This window comes from Devosia sp. SL43 (genome assembly GCF_021729885.1).
Taxonomy (GTDB): domain Bacteria; phylum Pseudomonadota; class Alphaproteobacteria; order Rhizobiales; family Devosiaceae; genus Devosia.
Genome location: NZ_CP063401.1, coordinates 1,749,882 through 1,770,193, shown reverse-complemented (window position 1 = coordinate 1,770,193; position 20,312 = coordinate 1,749,882). Strand labels below are relative to the sequence as shown.

Sequence of the window (20,312 nt, the reverse complement as noted above, 5' to 3'; positions counted from 1 at the left end):
CTCACCATCTGAGCTGACAGTCATGGCTGTGGGGTGCCTTCAGCCGACAAGGGAAGTCGCGGTCTGCAAGGTGAAGTCGAGGGGAGCGGTCGCTTCCTCGCCGTCTGGCATGGCCCGCGAGATCGCAATCGCCCCAACCATCATGGCGACGATGCTCCAGGCGCGCCGCTCACGATCAGCGTCGGGACCGTCGAGGACCCCCGCCATCTTTCGGATCAGCTCGAGCATCTTGCCCTCGTAGGCCACGCGAACTGGCTGGCTGGCACGAGCGACATCGGCGCTCAAGGTCGGCATGACGCAGCCAGCTGCCGGATCTTCCCGGTGGTAGACGCTGATGTAGTTGGCGAGCCATTGCCTTAGAAGGTCCCGCCGTTCATCTGGAGTTCCCGTGTCAGGATCGATGAAGGGCTCTCCAAGGCAGGCGTCGATGACGCTTTCCAATAGTGCCTCTTTGTTCGGGAAGTTCGAGTAGAAGGCGCCCGACGTCACGCTAGCTGCAGCTGCCAGGCCGTCTACCCCGATCCCGTTGTAGCCGTTTGTCCTGAGCGCCCGTGCTCCAGCTTGCAGGATCGCCTCCCTGGCCTTCGTCTTTTGATCCGGCGGATATCTCATTGCCAACCTCCAAACACGTCTTGCCTTGTAAGATAACGATCGTTATATAGCGATCGTTATCTTATCCGCCAAGCCGGTCGCCATGGACCGCGTGGCCTATTGAATGGAGCCTGGCTATGACCTTTGAAAATGCCCCGACCAGATCGATCGACGTGAACGGCACGTCCTTTGTGTATCGAGAGTTCGGAGAAAAGAGCGGTGTAACGGTGCTCTTGCTGCATCACCTGACGGCGGTGCTCGACGATTGGGACCCCCGGGTGGTCGATGGCCTGGCAGCCAAGCACCATGTCATCGCGTTCGACAATCGAGGGGTGGGCGGCTCAGGCGGCCAGACACAGACCTCCGTCGGGGAGATGGCGCGCGATGCGGTCGCGTTCATCCATGCGCTCGGACTGGGCAGGGTCGATCTGCTGGGCTTTTCTCTGGGTGGCTTCATTGCCCAGGCTATCGTCCAGCAAGAGCCTGACCTTGTTCGCAAGGTCATCATCGCCGGCGCCGGCCCTGCCGGTGGCGAAGGCATCGTTAATGTCGGCGCGGTACTGCAGAGTGCCATTGCCAAAGCTGGAAGTTCTGGCAAGCATCCCAAGCACTTTCTGTTCTTTTCCCCGACGAGCGATGGTCAGGCCGCAGCTGATGCCTTCCTTGCGCGGCTGAACGAACGTAAGGAAGGCCGCGATGCGCCGGTGAGCAACGAGACCATTCAGGCTCAGGTGGCGGCCATTCAGGCGTGGGGGCAGGGTGACGCCTTTGGGCTCAGCGCGGTTCAGCATCCCGTCCTGGTTGCCAATGGCGACAATGACGTCATGGTGCCGACGATCAATTCCTTCGAACTGGCGCGCCAACTCCCCAATGCCCAGCTGAGCATTTTTCCGGGTGCCGGCCATGGCGGCATCTTCCAGCATCACGCCGTGTTCGTTCAGGAGGCTCTCGCCTTCCTTCGCTGACAGCATGGCCGTCTGCAGCACAATTGGCTGGCGGTTCGAGCGTGATGGCACCAACTGCCGCCAATCCAATGGTTGCGTCTGGTTGCGCGGCATATCGGCTGGCCTATCTGCCGTCTTCCTTGCCGAACTGCGGCAAGGCTTCGCACTTATCTCTCGGCAGCGCCGGTTGCCGCGCTAAGCGGGTCTTTGAACCTCTGCTGAGCCTTCTGCCGAGGGCGTGGTGTCCAGCCATTGCCACTATCAATTCGCTCTCGTAGCCACCCGTGCTTGACTTGCATTTGGCCTACGCCATTGAAATGGCTCGTATCGGCCTCCCAGTATGTGTTCCCCAAGCAATTTTGGAGTTCCTCAGAAAAAACCAACTGTGCGCTATTCGATAGTTCTAGAACAGATAGGGGTTAACCCTTTGAACTGTAAGGGGCGATCCATTGAAGTCTTAGAATGGCCTTAGGCAAAAAGGCGGAATGAACTTCGCGGCTCAAGGGAACGGGCGATCCGAATGGAAGAGCAAAAAATGGCCCCAGGATAGATATCCTGGGGCCATTAACATTGCTGGTCTAGGTCAGCGGATTCGCGAGATTACGTGGAGACGATGCCGCTTTTCCGACTGTAAGCGCGTCACTGAACTCGACGTCGCGATCAAATACCAGGTGCTCTGCTCGGAGTTGCCGAATCTTCTCTGTTTACAGTGACTGTGAGTCGGCCCCGTCAGCTGGTGACGTCGACTTCACACCGCGCTAACCGTACACTGTATGATTAGTGCCCAGATGCGATAACCGTACACTGTGCGAAATGTCAAGACCGTGTTCGAAGGAGGCCGCCGCATGGGCGCAGATTCTGGACGAGGGGCAGGAGCCACCACCCCGCTCAGCAAGGCGAGGGTGCTGCGCCAAGCCCTTGTTCTCGCCGATAGAGAGGGCATGGACGCGCTCAGCATGCGCAGGTTGGGGCAGGAGCTCAACGTCGGGGCGATGTCGCTCTACCACCACGTCGCCAGCAAAGAGGAGTTGCTCGACGGCATGGTGGACCTCGTTTTCGCCGAGATTGAGCTAACGGAAAGCCGGGATGATTGGCAAACGGCGATGCGAGCGCGGGCGGTGTCTGCCAGAGAGGTGCTGGCCCGCCACCCCTGGGCGATCAGCCTCATGGCGTCACGGACCAACTCGGGACCCGCCAACCTGCGGCACCACGAGGCTGTGAAGGCCTCGCTGCGCACGGCCGGTTTCTCGATCCCGATGGCCACACACGCAAACTGGCTACTCGACAGCTATATCTACGGCTTCGCCCTCCAGGAGGCGACCCTTCCCTTCGCCGGCGCCGACGAGCTTGCGGACATGATCCACGAGGTGTTCCTGCCGCAACTGCCCCCGCAAGAGTACCCCTACCTGAACGAGAGCGCCAACGAACTCACGCGAAGTAACTACAACCCAGCGGACGAGTTCACCTACGGTCTCAGCCTGATCCTCGACGCCCTCGAACGCGCCCGCCTCGTGGCGAGACCATAAAACCTTCTGCGGCCGTAAGACCTTTGCATGATCGATCCCGGTCCATGGCTCGGAGCTACGCAGTCCCCAACCAACCAACAGCAGTCGCACGCCGCGTCAGCTGGACGCCCGCAAAAACCCTCGTGCCTTTGGTGCAGTCATCATTCACTGATGTCGCCCGATCATTGAGCGTCATCGTGGCCACGCATTCTCTGTTCAGCCTGAACGATTACCTTGAAGCCCTCATCCACCATGGCGATCCGCTCGAGGTTTTGAAGCGGACGGCGGGTGATGAAGGCGCCCAAGCAGCTCAAAACCGACGGCGAACGGGAAGTAGAAGGCGGCCGGACCAGCAGAGCGGCCTTCATTTGAGTGTTCCCATAGGGGGCTTCTTGACTAGAGTCCCCGCCATTTCTTGCGCCGGCATGTCATGCAGCCAGGCAAGACGAACAGGATCCGTCTCGACCCTGATCTTTGCCTCGAAGTTTTTGATGTTCTCGTTGTGTAGAAAAGTGTCGTACCGGTCGGGCATGATGTACTCCCTTCCCCTAGGCTTCCAGAGTGGATAAGTCCAATCACGTAGCGACCTTGGAGACGAAGAACGCGGGGCGATGGTCCGGTTCGAAAACCGGGTCATCACTCCCGGAATGACTTCGCCAACCTGGTTACGATCGGGTCCCATGTCGCTTTCGCTGCGGCGGGGTACTCTATCTCGAACACGTGGACCACACCGGTTTGATTGTCGATGCGGGCGGCGCGGTAGAATACCCGGTCGTCGGAGTAACCCGAAAGCGCGTAGCGATCGGATTTTGCGCTCTGGTATGTCACCTCGCCATAGTCGCCCCAGTCGCGATCACGGGCCACCATTGCAGGGCCGTCGAGCCCGTCGATATTGTACTGGCCAAACACTAGCAATGTGACCGTTCCGTCCGGACTACGGAAGGTGCGGCCGTCGTCGTTGTCGGGCGCCTGCTGCATGGCGAGGAGCCCGGACGGGTATTCGATCGTTGTGCCGAAGCGAGCGTTCACATAGGCCGTCCAGCCTGCATCGCCGTTCGGGGGAACCAACGCTGCGGCCGCGTCGCCTCCAACCAGCTCAATTCTGGAAACCCACGCTGTGGCGTCGCCACTCAGAAACTCGATGCGGACATGAAGCGCGGTGACATCGGCCAGCAGTTCGGCCATCGACGCGGCTCCGGAAAGCCGCCAGCCTGGCGCATCGAAGCGGATAGCCTCGGTGGTCCATGCAGTGCCAACCGGCAGCGGGAAGTCGATCGCGGCGGTACGCCCGCGGCTTTCGATGTAGATGTCGCCGCGACCGCCATAGTCGAACGGGGCGACGTAGGTGCCGCTTTCGGTGCGGATGGTGACTGTCATTCCCTGCGCACCGACCCAGTCGCCCAACATCTGCGGCGGCGCGATCAGGTAGCCATTGACGCCGTCGCCAGGCGCAAACGCCTTGAGCACACCACCGCCCGAAGGGCCGCCGGAACGCTCCGCCGTCAGCGTCGCGTGGTCGCCGATCCAACCCTGCGGCCCGTCCGCAAAGTCGACCACCCTGCCGACCCCGCCGGGGCTTTCATCCGCCAGCGTGGAAGGCGCGGCGGGCTGGGTTGCCAGGGCGGCAGCGGCGAGTGGATCGACCATCTTCGACGGATCGAAGCCGCCCTGCAGGTGCAGGTTGGCGGTCAACGCGGCGACGACACTGGTGATTTCGCTATCCGTCGCACTCTGGCCCTCGACGGTGAACATGAACCGCTTTCCGTCGCTGCGCGCGCGTTCGGTCACCGTCTGCACCGTGCGGAAGCCTTCGAACCAACTGGAGATCCGCATCACAGGCTCGTGGTCGAGAACAAGGTTCTCGACGCTGGTGATGTCGGTGTAGCCCAGCAGGGGTTCGTCGGGGAGCCACCAGAAGCTCAGCAGTGTCCAGCGACCGTCCGGGCTGACGAACTGCTTGTCGTCCTGGGTGTCGTAGGTCACCTTCCAGCCCTCGGGCAGAAGGAAGGTAACGCCGCCGACATCGACGGGCGACCCCGTGACCGCTGCGGCGGCGGCCCCTGGGGCCGGAACGGGCGCCGCGACGGGGACTGACGGCTCTGCGGCTGGGATGTCTTCCTGCGGCAGCGGGGCGCCGGCGCTGCCGACATCGTCCCTGGAGCAGGACGTGAGCTTGTCAGCGTCCAGCGTAATGCCGTCGAGAACGGCATAGAACTCGTCTTCCCAAGCCCAGCCTCGAGCGCCGACAAGGGTGACCATGACCGGGTCGCCGTCTACGCACCGGAGCAGGCGGTAGTAGGTGAACATGCCTGGCACCATCGCGCCGCCAAACTGGAACTCGTCCTCGGTCCCGTCCCAGTAGTAGCTGTCGGCGATCTGGCCGAGAACCTCGGCCGCCTGCAGCTCTATGTCTTCGGGGATGTCGTGCTGAAGCCCGTCAATGCCAGTAACGGCCTCGCCGCGGGCAATACCGATATAGCCGGAATACACCTGGGGCCAGAAGCCGACCTGCAGGCCGCCTTGACTGGTTAGAACATTCCAGTCCTCGGGCACCGAATAGATCACTAGACCGTCGAGCGCCGTGCCGTCCTGGGTCTCCGGCGGCGGCGGCGCTGTCCCGATGCGGATGGTTCCGATCGCGGTTTCGAGCATCTGCCGATTTTCCTCGAAGCTCACGCCGATGGTCGTGCCAGTGATCAGCTGGCTTTCGTCGCCATCGACCGGATCGACTGAAGACAGCAGGAGCAGGTCGGCCATCGTGCCATCGCCCAGGTCAGCGGTGATTTCGCGCCAGCGGTAGGCGACGCCGTCGAGTGTTACGGCGCGGTCGACGTGGATCTCGGCGTGGTCTGGAAAAATGTCGCGCTCGCTGCCCAAAGTGAAGCCAAAGATCACGCCCTTATGAGTCGCCATGTCGCCGAGGAACCACATGCGACCGTCATCCGCGTCGTCGCCCAACTGGAATTCGGGCGGTAGCGCGGCGGTGAGGGTTCGGAACGAGACTGCCTGCCAGTCAGCTGGAGGCGTGATCCTGGCGATCGCATCAGCGGCCGGGGTGGGCGGGACGACAGCGCCCGCACCAGCGTCGGGCGCGGCGTCGGCGTCCTCGGGCGCCTCGGCGGCCTCATCGTCAGGGGCCGGCATTGATGGTGGCAGGCTGCCGTCATCGGGCGCTACCTCGTCCAGGCTCTTGCCGTCATCTACCACGCCAAACTCGTCATAGTCCTCCAAGTCCTGCGCCCGACTGGCCGGCGCCAGAAGCACTGCCAGAATTGACAGTGAAATCAGTATCCTGCGCATCAATTGCCTCCTGGCAGAGCCGGCATTCGGGACAGATCGGGCAAGTCCGGCATGCTGGGAAAACCACCGACGACGCCTTCCCCAATCCCGCGTTTGAGCGTGTCGACGATCACCTGTCCTTCGGGCCCGTCGAGCGGGTAGTAGGTGGTCTCGCCGGCGACGAGGGCGGTGAAGACGCCAGAAATGTCGAGCTGGGCTGGGGACGAACACAGCCTGTCGATCCGCAGCCGGGTACTGACCTGTTTGCTGTCGAAGCGTTCGACGCTGCAGGTGGTGCGGGCCAGTTGGTCGTCACCTAGAAAGCTGATGACGCAGCCCTTGAATCCGGTGATCCCGTCCCACAGCGGCGCTCCGAAATCGATCCGATCGCCGACAGTCGCCCCGGGCGAGGCGATGGACCATCCGCCGCTCTGTGCGTAGTGACCCATTACCCAGTTGCCGTTCGGCAGCATGGCGAAATCGACATCCTGCGGCGCATGGATCTCGATGTCCTGGACCTCTTCCTCGCGGCTGCCGTCGGCGGCGATACGGGTTATCCGACACTGGCCAGCCTGTTCGCTCAGTTGGAAGCGCGAGACTAGCGGTGTTTCGGGGGTGCCAAACATCGCAACCAGCCGGTCGCCTGACAGTGACAGGCGGCGTTCTTCGATACCGGCCTCGGTCTCGATGCGGACGACTTCGGGGAACCCGGCCTTGGCCAGCGCGAACTTGGTGATCGCCGCCCTGAAGGTGCCGTCCGGGCGTAGCTTGCCAGACCATTCACCGCCGTTTGGCAGCGGCATCACCATCCGCGTTCCGGCGGGGAAACCGTAGGTGGCGATCTCGAGCGTCAGCACCTTGTTCAGCCGCGGCAGCAGATGTGTATTGGCCCAGATGACCTGTGCGTCGAGATTTCGCCGCCAGGCTCGCTCGCCGATCTCGGGCAACACCTCCTCGACCAGTAGCTTGCCAAGCAACAGCTTGTGCTCATCGGTCAGCTTCGCCTCGATGTCGCTGTGACCAAGTCCCATTGTCGACGTGCTGCAGTCGCCATAGGTGATCCACTCCGGATCCTGCAACGCCAGGTTGGCGTAGCGGTTCAGCTCGATATCGAGATAAGCCGCGAAGCCTTCCCTGCCTTCCTGCTCGGCCAGCAGGTAGAGCTGCCATACACGGGTCTTCCAGTCGCTGATCGGGCGCGGATTTTCACGGTACCAGGCGGTGTAATGGCAGCGAAGTCCCTCGACAGCGATGTCGCTGACGCCCCTTTGCCATTCGCGCAGCGTCACATCGACCACGAATAGCGCAATCCCGCCGACCTGCAGCGATCCCCAGCCCCATTTGCCGATCGCAAAACTCATCCAGCCCTTGATCGCTCCGGTCAGGGCGGCGTCGGTGCGTCCGTTCCAGATATCGCGCGAAACCTGCGCCAAGGCTAGCACGCCGCCTATGTTGGTCAGGGCGTTGTTCACCGGGCCAAATTGGTCGGCGAACAGTGCGTGTTCGGCCAGCGTCGCCAACACGCCAAGGCCGCCTGCGCTGTCGCCGACCGCCTGGATTCCGAGTTCAAGCTCGGCGTTGCGCCGCGCGGCTACTGCATCGGCCACGAAGCTCTCCGCAAGCACCGCGATCCCGGCTTCGGAGAGGCGGACCGTGGCCGCGTGGGGGGCTACTACAAATTCGACAATGGACTCACTGGGACCACGACCTTCCGTCTGCGGTGCCAGCAAGCCTGTGTTGTCGCCGATGACGCCAGAGTCCTGTGCAATGCTGCCGACAGCTAGACCTGCCGCCACGCCTACTATCGCCAGAAATGCCCAGAGCCTCACCTGCGATATCCTTCAATGCTGGGCACGATAATGGGCCGTGTGGGCGCGGGAGCATTGATCCATGTCAAGAGATCAAACCGGCAGCGCCAACACGGCAAGAACCTGAGCCGAGGCAGCCGAATAGCGTTGAGCACATTCAGCAGCTGGGCGGCGCCAAGAGCTTTGCACGAGGCGGTCGCGACGACGGCTCCCGCAGAAACTCGGTTTTGGTGGGCGGGCCCTGCTCGGGCCGAGCTCCCAGCGAATCCCCCTCCGGCAGGTGGCCGACATGGCTTGTCGTTGAGACGACGCTTAGTGCAGGGCCTTTTCGAACATGCGGTGGGTCTTGTACCGGACACCGCCCATCCGTGTTGCAGCGTTGAGCATCGACGTGTTGGTCTCGAGTATCTGGCTCATTTCGGCGTGGGTGTAGCCCCCGCGTACAGCTTCTTGGAGTTGATTGTAGTTCAATGCCACATCAATGCCTTGACCGCGCCAGGGCTCAAGCACGCCCATGACGAGGAAGCGCAAGCCCTTGATCGCCCCGCGCCGACTGCCCCACAACAGGCGTAACCAGCCGAGTGGTAGCAGCCGCCCATCCCGTATTGGCATGATCGCCTCATTGATGTTGGGGATAGCGATGGAAATGCCGACCATCTCACCGTCTGAGTTTTCGGCGACCCAGGCCAGATCGAAGTCAGCGATCTGCCTGAGGTTTTTGACGAGATGCAGGAACTCCTCGCGGGTGGCGTGCACCCAGAGCCAATTCTTCTCCCAGGCGCTATTGTACACTCGCCATATCTTCTCGGCGTCCCTGTCCAACGTCGCTTTGTTGAGCTTGCGGTAACGGATGTTGCCGCGGGCGATCGTGGCGGGCCCAACACGCGTCAGCTCGCCCGACAGCGTGCCTGCATCAATCCAGAAGCAGTAAAGGTCGACTGTCTTGGAGTAGCCGGCCGCCTCAACCAGAGGCCGGTAATAAGCGGGATTGCTGGGGATCATGATGAAGCTCGGCCTGTCGAAGGCATCGATCTGCAGGCCAATCTCGTCATTGACGGACGGATTGAAAGGACCACGGAGCAGATCATGTCCCCAGCCCGCGGCAGCGTCCTCGACGGCGGCAAAGAGGGCGGACGCCGCGACCTTTTCGTTCTCGCACTCGAAGAAGCCCCATTGCGTGGTGCGCTCGCCATGGGTCTGGTTGTGCACAGCATTGTTGATGGCGGCGATCCGACCGACCGGCTGGCCGGCCCGGTAGGCGATGAACAGCCGAAGCTCTGCATGCCTGTAGAACGGGTTCCTGATCCGGTCCAGTGCGTCCCTTTGTTGAATTCTAAGCGGCGGCACCCAATCGGGGTCTCCGCCACGCACGCGGTAGGGCAGGTCAATGAAGTCGCAAAAGGCCTGTCCCTCGTCGGCGGGCATGACGACGACCTCTGCCGGGATTGCATTCATGAAGTGGTTACCTGTTAGGACCGACACACAGTGAAGGGCGCCCGCAAGCATCCCCACACCCACCAAGTATCGGAAGGAAACTCGCCAGCCTTGACGTGGGTCAATATCGCTGTTCGGGCAAAGGCTATGTTCTGCGGCATGCATCGGAGCGGCAAGTGACAGTCGCGACCCAATTTCATTCAAACTGAAGAGCGATCCCCTGTCGGTTTCCGCCCCATTGCTTGAGGTCCGCAACGTCAACCTGTACCTCAAGAACGCCGGGGAGGAGTTGCACGTTCTGCGCAACGTCTCGTTCGCTCTGCAGCCAGGTGAAGTCGTATCTGTCGTTGGTCCATCGGGCAGCGGAAAGTCGTCACTGCTGATGGTTCTGGCAGGATTGGAGAAAGCCACGAGCGGCAGCATTCTGATCGATGGGACAGACATCGTCGGCCTTGACGAAGATCGGCTCGCTGTCTTCCGTCGCGACAATTTTGGCATCCTGTTCCAGAACTTCCACCTCATTCCCTCCATGACGGCGTTGGAGAATGTCGCCTTCACGCTTGAAATCGCCGATCCCTCGCGACCCTACGGCAGTATTCGTCAGGCGGCGCAGGATGCCCTGGTGGCGGTCGGGCTTGGCGATCGGGCAAAGCACTTGCCAAGCGCACTGTCAGGCGGGGAACAACAGCGAGTCGGCCTCGCCCGCGCCATTGTCGGCGAGCCGCGAATTCTGCTCGCCGACGAACCAACGGGCAACCTCGACCAGACCACTGGTGGTGGCGTCATAGAGCGCATGTTTGCGCTAGCTCGGGTTGAGGGAACAGCGATCCTGCTCATCACCCACGATCTTCAGCTTGCCGCTCGTGCAGACCGAACGCTAAGCATGAACCAGGGAAGTCTCCACGAAACGCCCCCTGCAATTCAGGGTGTGACGGTTTGAGGCGGTCCTTGTTCAGTCTGATCAGGGTCGCGCTGATCGATCTGCGCGGGGGCTTTGGCAGCCTCTGGATTTTGGTCGCCTGCATTGCGCTCGGTGTTGCCAGCGTTACTGTGGTCAGCTCGGTTGGCGAATCTCTGCAGTCCGCGTTGACGCGGGACGCCCGGTTGCTGCTGGGCGGAGACATCGAAATCCGCCTGACCCATCGGCCAGCCGATGCCGACGAACGTGCTTTCTTTGCAGACCTGGGTAAGGTCAGCGAGGTCATTGACCTGATGGGGCGTGCACAATCACAGGATGGAAGTGTGCTCGCTGCCGTGCGAGCCGTCGACGCGGCATATCCACTCCGCGGCGTTGTCGAGGTGGATGGCGAAGGCTCGCTTGAGCGGCAATTGGGATCGAGAAGCGGGGTTCGCGGGGCGGTCGCCGATCCGCGACTGCTCGACCGGCTCGGGATAGCCATCGGCGACCGCATCCAGTTAGGCAAGGCCGAGTTCGAGATCCGCGGTATCCTGCACAGTGTGCCCGACCAGGTGAGCCAGGGCGTCGCTATCGGCTATCCTCTTCTCATCTCCACCGACGGCCTAGCGGACACCGAGATCGTTCAGCCGGGCGGTCTCGCGCGCTACCGGTACAAAATTGACCTGGCCGTGGGCACAGACGCCGCACTTGCGGTCAAAGCGGTGCAGGAAGCGTTCCCCGATGTCGGTTTGCGGATTAGTCAGCCGGGTGATGCCACCGAGGAACTGTCTCGCTACTTCGAGCTGCTCCGGCGCTTTCTGACGGTTGTCAGTCTATCGGCTCTGCTGGTGGGCGGACTGGGTGTTGCTCACGCCGTTTCCGCCTACATAACGGAACGGCAGCGTTCCATTGCAACCATGAAAGCCCTGGGTGCGGAGAGCAACCGCGTGCTGTTGCATTTTCTGATCCAGGTTCTGATCCTGACCCTTGTTGGTATCACTCTCGGCCTTGCCCTCAGTTTGACATCCACCGTGGCACTTCTGCCGCGCATCGGACCGATGATCGGGATGGGCCTGATGCCGATCATCGACGGACCATCCATCGCGGCGTCGGTCGCCTTTGGTCTGCTGACCAGCTTTCTCTTTGCCTATCTGCCGCTCACCCGCGTCGAGGCAATGCGGCCAGCGCAGTTATTCCGGTCGACCGTATCTTCATCCGGTAAGGCGATGCATCTGCGCGTGCTGCTACAACCGCGGGTGCTCCTGCCGATGCTGGGGGCCCTGACCGGACTGATTGCCGTGGCGATCTTCGACACCGGGTGGCCAGAGATCGTGTTCTGGTACGCGGTTGGTGCGTCTGTAGCCTTTGCTGTCCTGCGCGGGGCTTCGCAAGTCTTGCAACGCGGACTGAGGCTTGTCCCGCCGGCACCCAATGCCTTGATCAGGAATGCGGTCAAGTCCATCCATCGTGCCGGATCGCCCGCCTCCGCGGTGATCCTGTCGCTGGGGCTTGGTATTTCACTGTTACTGCTAATTGCACTCAGCGAGAGCAATCTGCGCCACCAACTCGACCCCGAAGCGCGGATCGATGCGCCCGACTTGATCTATATGGACCTTTTCGCCGACGAGGTTGAGGCGTTCCAGGCACTCTCCGCCACGGATGCCAGGATTGCGAGCTTCACAGCAATCCCCCTCGTTCGCGCCAGCTCCCTTACAATAAATGGACATGCACCACCCGAGATCAAAGAGCCGCCCAAGGACCTCACGATCTATTTCGGTGACGAGCAGCCACTGACCTACGCCGTCGCGATCCCCGAAGGGTCAAGAGTGGTCAGTGGGGATTGGTGGCCCGCTGAGTATGCTGGCCCGCCGCTTGTGTCGGTGTCCCAAGATATGCGGTCATTGCTTGGTCTCGAACTTGGCGACGAGATCACCTTTCTAATCTTTGGTGATCCTGTATCCACCAGAATTGCCAACTTCCGTGCCTATGACTGGCAGCGCGGCGGTGTCAATTTTCCCTATGTTCTTTCGCCGGGCGCCCTCGATGGCTACCAGTCGTCCTATTTCGGGCTGTTCAAAGCCAAGGAGGGGACGATCCAGAGTCTCCAGTCTGGATTAGCAGCGTCATATCCTGAACTCGTCTTTCTGCCGATTGAGGAGGCGATCGATGCGGTGCGTGGACTAATGACGACGGTCTCCACCACGATCTCGATCGTCGGGGCAATCGCCCTTGCCAGCGGTCTGCTCGTCCTGATCGGTGTGCTGGCCACCGGCCGGCGGCAGCGCGAAGCCGATTCCATCGTGGCCAAAGTGCTAGGGGCGACGCGCGCCGATCTGATCGCATCGTTCCTGGTGGAGTATGTCTTGGTGGGTGGTATAGCGGCACTGCTTGCCGTAGGGCTCGGCGTTGCGGGGGCCTGGGCCTTCGTGACCATCGTGCTCCAATTCGGCTTCTCGGCAGATCCAGTGCTGCTCGCCCTGGTTGCCCCGCTGGCCATGCTTCTGACCGTCGGGGTCGGGGCGATTATCACCTGGAATACGCTGTCGAGGACCCCGGCATCCTATCTCCGGCAGGGATAGGGCGATCGGAGCCTTTGGAGACAGTGCTTTCTGATCATTGCCCCGAACACTCAGACCTTGGAAACCTCGATCGCATTTGATCCATCTCAATGCGAACGACGACGCAAATGTGAGGGTGATCGCATAACCAGAGAAATGACCTCCATGACATCCCATCGTGCCCTGTTAGCGGTCGTCCTAGTCCTGCAAGCCTTCCTGATAGCCACACCCGCGCAAGCCGAAGATATCTTCGTGGCGACCACCCGGGCAGCGCTGTCGGGACCGACATCCGCCGACACCGCACCGCAATACTACTTGCACTACGATATGGAGGTTCGGGCCGACCGTCGACCGGGTCAGTATATCGACCAGTTCGTGACCAAGGTGAGCCGGCGCATTTCAACACTAGGTTCCTTTGCTCGGGAGGTGGTCGGATACTCGCGAGCAAGGTTCGGAACAAGCGAGGTTGTGGTGATCGTACATGGGTACAATACGACCTTTTGGACATCCCAGATGCGGGCGACCCAACTGGCCGTGGATATGGACATTCCTGCCGCTACGATCCAGTTCTCCTGGCCCAACGCCCACAACCTGGTCGCCTACGATGCTGACTTAGGCCGGGCCCGGCAGGCCGAACTCGCTCTGGAAACCCTCCTGGTCGGCTTGACCCGTGCCGGGGCGTCGCGCGTAGTCGTTGTTGGACATTCCATGGGCGCAGACATTGTCATGCATACACTGGCGAGAATGCGCCAGCATGGCAGCAATCAGTTTTTCGCACGGTTTGGCGGTGCTGCGTTGTTGTCGCCCGATATGCCCATCGTTGAGTTCAAGGCCGCCCTGAGCAATCTGAGGGCGCCAGTGGTTATCTATTCGTCCAGCAAGGATTGGGTTCTGGATCTAGTTGCAGGCATGTCGGACCAACAAGTCCGTGTCGGCTCCGTACACGATTCATCAGCCTTCGACGGACTGCCCCTCATGGTCGTTGATACGGCAAACTCCCTGAGCGGCGGTATGGTCGCGCACTATGCCGTCGGTGGTCAGCCGGACCTAATGGCAATGATCAACGCCATGGCCAAGCCGGACCTGATTGGGTTTGCTCAGGCGCTGATACGCAATTCTGATGGTCACGACCTGCAAAGTAGCGGCAACACGGTCGTGGTTCAGCTGCCCCGCTGACTACCGAGACCGCCGCATAGGATCCGAGAGTTTGTGCAGTTGAATGGACAGAGGGAAGTTTCAACCGCAGCGAACGCGGCCGAGGCGAAGGCGCTCCGCTAGGCCCAGCGCCGAGTTCCGCTCTACCGCCACCTTCTGGCCGTGATCGAAAGCCTTGCGTTGGAATCCAAACGCCCCAGCTGGCGGTTGCGGGGGCCTGCGCTGGTCTGGCAGGAGCCTAGCGGTTTTGATCCACGTCAAGGTCAGGCCCACTGAGGCAGGCCATGCTGCATACGGTTCTGCAGGAGCGGCCAAGATGTTTGGGTCTACACTTTCCGTCGGCAACGGTCGGGCGGGTGGCCGACTCAGACCTCCAGGACGCGACCTGGGCCTTCCGTCGGGACAGCGTCCAAACTGAAATGGAGTTCCGACATGTCTTCGCTTTGCCAGCTTTCCGCCATTGCACTTGCGCTGATCGTTCTGGCCGCAGGTCCTCAGCAGGCCTCTGCAGCCCAGCCGATGGTTCGACCAGTTGAGAAAGCGGTTGCTTTCGTCGCATGGGAGGTGCCACGGACCGACCCGGTGGTGTTCGACAACGGCAACATCCACACCGTCTACACGCAACCGATCGCAGCTCCGATCGTCCGGCTCGAAGGACAAACGCGAATTACGGCGATCACCACCTACCACTGGAACAACGGCAAGGGTGCCGATCCGGGGAGCATTGCCCTGGTTGATGCCCACGGGCGCCTTTACGGGCCGTGGGCATCACACGGTTCCCCCGGCCAAGGTGGCGTCCAAAATGCCTACTGGACCGTGCGCCCGCACCTCACCCTACCGGCGGGGAGCTATATCGTGATCGACTCCGACCTCGCCAGTTGGGCGCACAACGAGGCAACCGGCGGTGCAGGGATGGTCCATATCGAAGGCCGCGAGCGTTAGGCGGGTCGCTAGCGCACCCCTCGTCCTGCAGCTTGAGTTCGCGTGCCGCCCGCTGTGCCAGCGGCAACGCCTGTTCGTGGACGGAGAGAGCGATCGTGTGGGATTGCAGTCCGAAACGTTTCAGCGCGGCATACGTGACAGACAGTGTCGCCGAAGCGCAGGTTCCGGATCCCTTAGACAAGCTGTTGCCCCGGGGTCCGCCGCCGCATCGCTATCTACCGAAACGCACAAAGGATTGTGGCGCGGGAGCTTGGGCTGGCTGAGATGGCCCCCAATGCCGGTGAGTTCGCTCGTCAGCTGGAAAAGACCCTGTCTGGGGAGCGTTTCCACACGGCGCAGACCTGCAATGATCTGCTCGCTGTCATCATGGCCGGCCGCGCGGGGGAAGAAATCGTGTTCGGTGATGTTTCCACATTCGGATTTGGCATCCCAGGTTCCGACTTGGCCGTAGCGACGGCGATTGCCAGCGATCTAGAGTTCAAAAACTGGCTTTGGCGAATGTGGGGTGATCTATTTGGACGGCCCGACCATCGCCCTGCAGTTTCGCCACTAGCAGTTGCCAGCGTGCGACGACGGATGGAGGCGACGCTAGCTCGGGCGTCGGCAGTGCTGCTTGAGAACGTCGACGAGCTGGAGCGCGTTGATGGGAGAAGGTTCGCCGCTGTTCCGGCCGCGCCAAACATAAGGTTGCTGCACTAGCGGCGACAGGCTGGCACACAGAACGTGTCGCCCTTCCAGCGACGCTTCGAGTACCCGAATTGACGATCCTCAAGCGAAAAGCCGACCGCTTTGCGCCCCATTTCGGCCGTTCAGGACGCTTTGGCGATCGCCGCGAAAGCGGACGTTCGTGGAACGGATCCCCTAGATTTCGGATTTGGGACGGAGTTCGACGACACGCTCCCGCGCTGCAAGCGCACCGTAGGTCCTAATCACTTCATCAGCTAGTTGCTGGCCAAGGCGAACCGCGGGCTCGTTGCGGAGGCCGAGGAGACGCCCCGCAAGATATCCTCCGTTGAAGGAGTCCCCTGCGCCGGTGGTATCGAGCACCTGGTTGGCGGCGGGGGTGGAGAAGGTATGGAACTGGCCGCCTAAACAGGCATGAACCGGATTGGCGCCGTCCTTCACGATGACTTCTTGAACACCATAGGAGGCAATCCTGGCCGCAGTGTCGTAGGGGGAGGCATCGCCCCAGAGCGCGCGCTCGTCATCGTAGCTTGGCATGGCGATGTCCGTCATGCCCAGCATGCGGTCGATGACAACACGGGCCTCTTCCTGTGATGACCAAAGCCGCATACGGACATTGGGATCGAAGGACACGATTGCCCCGCCCTGACGGGCTTCACGCAGTGCCGCCCACAATCTGGACCGTGCATCGACTGAGAGGATGGATAGGGTGATGCCAGACAGGTGGATCAAACCACCCCGGCAGATCGCGTTGCGCAGCGCTGGAGTGTCGTCGGCAAGTCGCTGCGCAGCGGAGCCCTGCCGCCAGTAGTGAAATCGCCGCTCAGCGCCGTCCAGTTCGATCAGATAGAGACCCATCTGGCGGTCGGGGTCCCGCGACACATTGTTGGTGTCGAGGCCATCCGCCGCCATTGCGGCAACGAAGCGATCCGAGTGGCTGTCGTTGCCGACGCGTGTCACGAAACCGCAATCGGCGGTCGGACCCATGAGCTGCGCGATGTGCCAGATCGTATTGAACGTGTCGCCGGCAAAGCCCCTGCGAAACAATTCAGGACCGGCCGGCGCGAATTCGACCATGGCCTCGCCGATCGATACCGCGCGCCTTGAGGTAAAGCTGATCACGATCGGGCCGTCTCTGCCTGAGACGCACCGTAGATGCGGCCAGTCAGCCAGTCGGGCCAGTCGCGCTCAAAGAAGGATTTCGTCGACTTGTCGAGTTGCCGGTTCGGCCGGGTCCGGACGCGAAGGACATCGCCTTCACGCCAGACAACGATCTGTTCGTCCCTATGCGCCGCCTGCTCGATGCGGAAGCGATAGTCGGCCATAGGCCCGTCTTTGCTCGATGGCACAGCCCCTCCCGCCGGATCGCAGATGGCTCGCGCCCCACGGCTGCCGCCGCCATTGCGGACATAGTGGTCAAGGGCGGTGAGCACCGCTTCGGACGCCACCGCCATGTGCCGCCATTGCAGTGATCGCGCAGCCTCGGCCGAGCGGGAGTAGCCGATGCCTTTGGCCGAGATGCTGCGGACCAGGTTCTGAGCTTCCGCCAGTGCCAAGCTGACGCCTTCGACATCGCAAATCAGACCAGCCTTCTCGCTCATGCGGGCCTGTACTTCGGTGCGCACGGACTTGACGGTATTGGGGCTGTCGGCACGCAGGCACGCCAAGAGCTCGTCGACGCGTTGTCCCGCTATGCGCGCAATCTCGCCAGGCGAGGTCTTGCCAGCTGGGCGGCTTCCGGCGATGTGTTCGGCAGCACGGGTACCGAAGACCTGGCCGGCATTGAGTGCGGCACCGCCAGGTCGGGTCACGCCGTGAGTGCCGGCTGCCTCCCCGATGGCGTAGCAGCCGCTGAGGTTGGTTTGACCCCAGCAATCCACCATTATGCCGCCGTTCATGTGCTGGTTGTTCACCGCGAACTCCAGCGGGTCCTGCGCAATGTCTATTTTGTAACGGCGGTATAGTTCGATCGCGAGCGGGTTCATGTGCTGGAGCCGCGCAATAGGAAGGTCTTGCAAGGCACCTGCCTTACCTAAGTAGTCGGCAACATCGGGGTCTAGTCGCTCCAGGCTGAAAGGCAGGTCGCCGGGTATCTGGAGTGGATTGCGGTTGAAATCCATGAAGACCGACCTGCCCAACGCGGATTCTCGATGGATCGCCAGATCCACCAGGCTCGACCCGAAATCCAGCATGCGAGTGGCGTGGAATGGCCACTGATAGCCTTTGCGGAACAGATTTGAGGCCAGTTCCTGTGTTGTCCGATAGTAGTCAGCCAGAAAATGGTGCTCGTTACCATTACAGTCCACCGAATAGACATGGGGGATAGACTGGACGTATGTGCCGGACAGGTTCCAAGGGAAGCCTTCCCGACGGGTGCCGATGCCGAACTGGCTTTCGGTGAGGTTGACTAGCTCGATACCGGCTTCCAGGGCCAGTCCGAGGGCGCCGAAACACCCATTGGGGTAGACGCTGTCCCGATAGAGCTCGCCCGGCCCGCCTGCGGCAAGAACCAGCGTGTTGCAGGCAAAGATTGCCAAGCCGAATGGATTGCCCTTTGATCGGTCGCTAGCGCGCATCGTTACAAGGCCAACAATCCGACGACACGGGCCATACTCATCCACCAACAGGCTGACTGCAGTCGTGTGGTTGAAGATCGGGACGTTCAGCCGCAGGGCCTCTTCAGCCAGGACCTGGACCATGAGCCTGGATGTCCTGGGGCCGCAACTGGTTGCTCGCCCGACTTCGTCGTGGTCTGTCCGGTAGCGAAGCGTGCCGCCCAGAGGTTCTTGCGGCAGCGGCAGTCCCAGATACTGCAGGGTCGCCATCATCCTGGGCGAACCGACCGCCTCGACATAGGCAGTGTCCTCATCCATGGCGCCGCCGGCGCGGATGGCATGCGCCATGGACTGGTAATTGTCACCCTGGTCGGCGGTATTGGCTGTGTGCAGGGTCTGCTTGTCCGAGCCTGAGCACGCCGACGTGCCGCCCCAGGCGCTCTGGCTGATCACCACCACATCACTGCCACGACGCTTCAGCTCGACGGCAGCGCGCAGGCCGGCGGCACCGGATCCGACAATGATGCAGCCGCTCCGATAAAGCGGCACATCAAGGCCTGCCAGATGCAGCATGTCCGATGCGGCGGGCTCCGCCGGCAAGCGCGGCATGTCGACATCGGTCAGGGTATCGAGGATGTGCTGCGGAACGTCCATGGTCATCGCGGGCATCCCTGGACTTGTTCAGGCGGTCGGAATGTCGACCCAGCGCTGCTGGCGGCCCGATTCCATGCAGGCGTCGACGATCTGACAGATGTGGTGGCCAGTGTCGAAAGTGGGCCACATCGGCGTCTTGTGGACGATGGAGCGGATGACTTCCGCTGCCTCGATGATCTTGGTCTCGTTGTAGCCGAGACCAAAGTTTGGCAAGGGCAGGAAGGCGCGGTAGTTGGCGCTTTCGGGTCCGACATCGATCTCCCGAAAGCCGGCGCGACCGGATGGGTCCGCGCTGGAATAGAACCGCAGCCGGTTGATCTCGTCATAGGTGTAGGCAATGCTGCCTTTGGTGCCATAGACCTCGTAGGTCTGCATGAACTTGCGGCCCGTCGCAACTCGGCTGAAATCGACAATGCCGCGGGCGCCGTTCTCGAAACGGCAAATCAGGTTGGTCGCGTCAGGGTTGGTCACGTCCGCCCAGGCCTCGTTGCCGGTAAGCGCGGCCTGTGCGCCCAGGGCGGAACCTTCGACCACCGGACGCCTGGGCGTGGTGATGAAGTTTTCGGCCACCAAGGCACTGACACGGCCAACCAGGAACGACATGAAGCTGAAGATATGGGAGCCGGTGTCGCCGACGATACCGGTGGGGGCCAATTTGCCATCGGCACGCCACATGAATGGCGCGTTGGGATCGCCATACATGTCAATATGCTGGCAGCCACGGAACATTTTGATCTCGCCGATCTCGCCGGCGGTAATGATCTCTCTCGCCAAGTCGTGGACGGGGTTGCGCGGGAAGGCATGGCCGACCCGAGTGATCACCCCCTTGGCCCGTGCCAGGTCGGCCAGTTCGCGTGCTTCTGCGGCCGTGTTGGCTAGTGGCTTTTCACAATAGACGTGCTTGCCGGCCAACAAGGCTGCCTTGGCGACTTCGTAATGCAGGGAGTCGGGAAGGCAGATGTCGATCAGGTCGATTTCCGGGTCGTTGACCACAGCCCTCCAGTCCTGAAGGACTTTGGCGCCGGGCACGCGACTTGCCAGTTCGTCAGCATGCTTGGGGTTCGCTTCGACCAGCGCGACGACCCGAGCCGTGCCGCCCGATGTGCCGAAAAAGTGCGGAAAGGTCTGGAAGGCCATGGCATGAACCTTCCCCATCCACCCGGATGCTCCAAGGATCGCTACCCTGATTTCAGACATGGCTTTCGCCCTTTCATTGGCCGAGGTGACGGCCGCATCGTTGTTTCGCTCGGTCTGCGCTTATGGATCGCCTTTCAGCGATCGCAGGCGGAGGAATGTCGCCGCAAC

Annotated in this window: 16 protein-coding genes; 7 read left to right on the top strand and 9 right to left on the bottom strand. The window is 61.6% G+C overall.

Annotated elements, in window-relative coordinates:
• Nucleotides 1–39: 39 nt before the first annotated feature.
• Nucleotides 40–612: a TetR/AcrR family transcriptional regulator gene (locus tag IM737_RS08670; protein WP_236899518.1), complete on the bottom strand. Its 573-nt coding sequence runs from the start codon at nucleotides 610–612 to the stop codon at nucleotides 40–42.
• 116 nt (nucleotides 613–728) lie between these two features.
• On the opposite strand from IM737_RS08670, the gene IM737_RS08665 reads away from it, so the two are divergent.
• Together IM737_RS08665 and IM737_RS08660 are read left to right on the top strand one after the other, a co-directional pair.
• On the top strand, nucleotides 729–1,556 hold the full coding sequence (locus tag IM737_RS08665; RefSeq protein ID WP_236899517.1) for an alpha/beta fold hydrolase: 828 nt from the start codon (nucleotides 729–731) through the stop codon (nucleotides 1,554–1,556).
• Nucleotides 1,557–2,476: 920 nt separating this feature from the next.
• Complete coding sequence (locus tag IM737_RS08660; RefSeq protein ID WP_236899516.1) at nucleotides 2,477–3,061, top strand: TetR/AcrR family transcriptional regulator C-terminal domain-containing protein; 585 nt, start codon at nucleotides 2,477–2,479, stop codon at nucleotides 3,059–3,061.
• 161 nt (nucleotides 3,062–3,222) lie between these two features.
• Here the strand turns inward: IM737_RS08660 and IM737_RS08655 are convergent, their stop codons facing one another.
• The 5 genes from IM737_RS08655 to IM737_RS08635 form a co-directional block, all read right to left on the bottom strand.
• The gene (locus IM737_RS08655) at nucleotides 3,223–3,408 is read right to left on the bottom strand and encodes a hypothetical protein (RefSeq protein WP_236899515.1); all 186 of its coding nucleotides are present in this window, start codon (nucleotides 3,406–3,408) and stop codon (nucleotides 3,223–3,225) included.
• A complete protein-coding gene (locus IM737_RS08650) occupies nucleotides 3,405–3,572 on the bottom strand; it encodes a hypothetical protein (RefSeq protein ID WP_236899514.1) in 168 nt (55 codons plus the stop codon). Before IM737_RS08650 ends, IM737_RS08655 begins: the two co-directional genes overlap by 4 nt.
• Nucleotides 3,573–3,676: 104 nt before the next feature.
• A complete protein-coding gene (locus IM737_RS08645) occupies nucleotides 3,677–6,340 on the bottom strand; it encodes a hypothetical protein (protein WP_236899513.1) in 2,664 nt (887 codons plus the stop codon).
• Nucleotides 6,340–8,115, bottom strand: coding sequence for a hypothetical protein (locus IM737_RS08640; RefSeq protein WP_236899512.1), 1,776 nt, complete (start codon nucleotides 8,113–8,115; stop codon nucleotides 6,340–6,342). The genes IM737_RS08645 and IM737_RS08640 overlap by 1 nt, the downstream gene beginning before the upstream one ends.
• A 324-nt stretch (nucleotides 8,116–8,439) precedes the next feature.
• Nucleotides 8,440–9,582, bottom strand: a complete 1,143-nt coding sequence (locus IM737_RS08635) for a hypothetical protein (RefSeq protein ID WP_236899511.1) — start codon at nucleotides 9,580–9,582, stop codon at nucleotides 8,440–8,442.
• Nucleotides 9,583–9,799: 217 nt separating this feature from the next.
• Between IM737_RS08635 and IM737_RS08630 the strand changes: the two genes are divergently transcribed.
• The 5 genes from IM737_RS08630 (at nucleotide 9,800) to IM737_RS08610 (ending at nucleotide 15,813) form a co-directional block, all read left to right on the top strand.
• Nucleotides 9,800–10,501 (top strand): ABC transporter ATP-binding protein, encoded by a 702-nt coding sequence (locus tag IM737_RS08630; RefSeq protein WP_236899510.1) that lies wholly within the window; start codon nucleotides 9,800–9,802, stop codon nucleotides 10,499–10,501.
• Between the two features lie 8 nt (nucleotides 10,502–10,509).
• Complete coding sequence (locus tag IM737_RS08625; protein WP_236899509.1) at nucleotides 10,510–13,038, top strand: ABC transporter permease; 2,529 nt, start codon at nucleotides 10,510–10,512, stop codon at nucleotides 13,036–13,038.
• Nucleotides 13,039–13,095: 57 nt separating this feature from the next.
• Entirely contained in the window at nucleotides 13,096–14,193 is a 1,098-nt protein-coding gene (locus IM737_RS08620) for an alpha/beta hydrolase (RefSeq protein WP_236899508.1), read from the top strand.
• 411 nt (nucleotides 14,194–14,604) lie between these two features.
• On the top strand, nucleotides 14,605–15,114 hold the full coding sequence (locus IM737_RS08615; RefSeq protein WP_236899507.1) for a hypothetical protein: 510 nt from the start codon (nucleotides 14,605–14,607) through the stop codon (nucleotides 15,112–15,114).
• A gap of 264 nt (nucleotides 15,115–15,378) precedes the next feature.
• The gene (locus tag IM737_RS08610; RefSeq protein WP_236899506.1) at nucleotides 15,379–15,813 is read left to right on the top strand and encodes a hypothetical protein; all 435 of its coding nucleotides are present in this window, start codon (nucleotides 15,379–15,381) and stop codon (nucleotides 15,811–15,813) included.
• A 162-nt stretch (nucleotides 15,814–15,975) separates the two neighbouring features.
• On the opposite strand, the gene IM737_RS08605 is transcribed toward IM737_RS08610, so the two are convergent.
• From IM737_RS08605 to IM737_RS08595, 3 genes are read right to left on the bottom strand one after another with little or no spacing between them, the layout of a single operon-like run.
• Complete coding sequence (locus IM737_RS08605; RefSeq protein WP_236899505.1) at nucleotides 15,976–16,875, bottom strand: sugar kinase; 900 nt, start codon at nucleotides 16,873–16,875, stop codon at nucleotides 15,976–15,978.
• Between the two features lie 41 nt (nucleotides 16,876–16,916).
• Nucleotides 16,917–19,013: an FAD-dependent oxidoreductase gene (locus tag IM737_RS08600; protein WP_236899504.1), complete on the bottom strand. Its 2,097-nt coding sequence runs from the start codon at nucleotides 19,011–19,013 to the stop codon at nucleotides 16,917–16,919.
• Nucleotides 19,014–19,034: 21 nt separating this feature from the next.
• On the bottom strand, nucleotides 19,035–20,204 hold the full coding sequence (locus tag IM737_RS08595; RefSeq protein ID WP_236899503.1) for a Gfo/Idh/MocA family protein: 1,170 nt from the start codon (nucleotides 20,202–20,204) through the stop codon (nucleotides 19,035–19,037).
• Nucleotides 20,205–20,312: the final 108 nt, after the last annotated feature.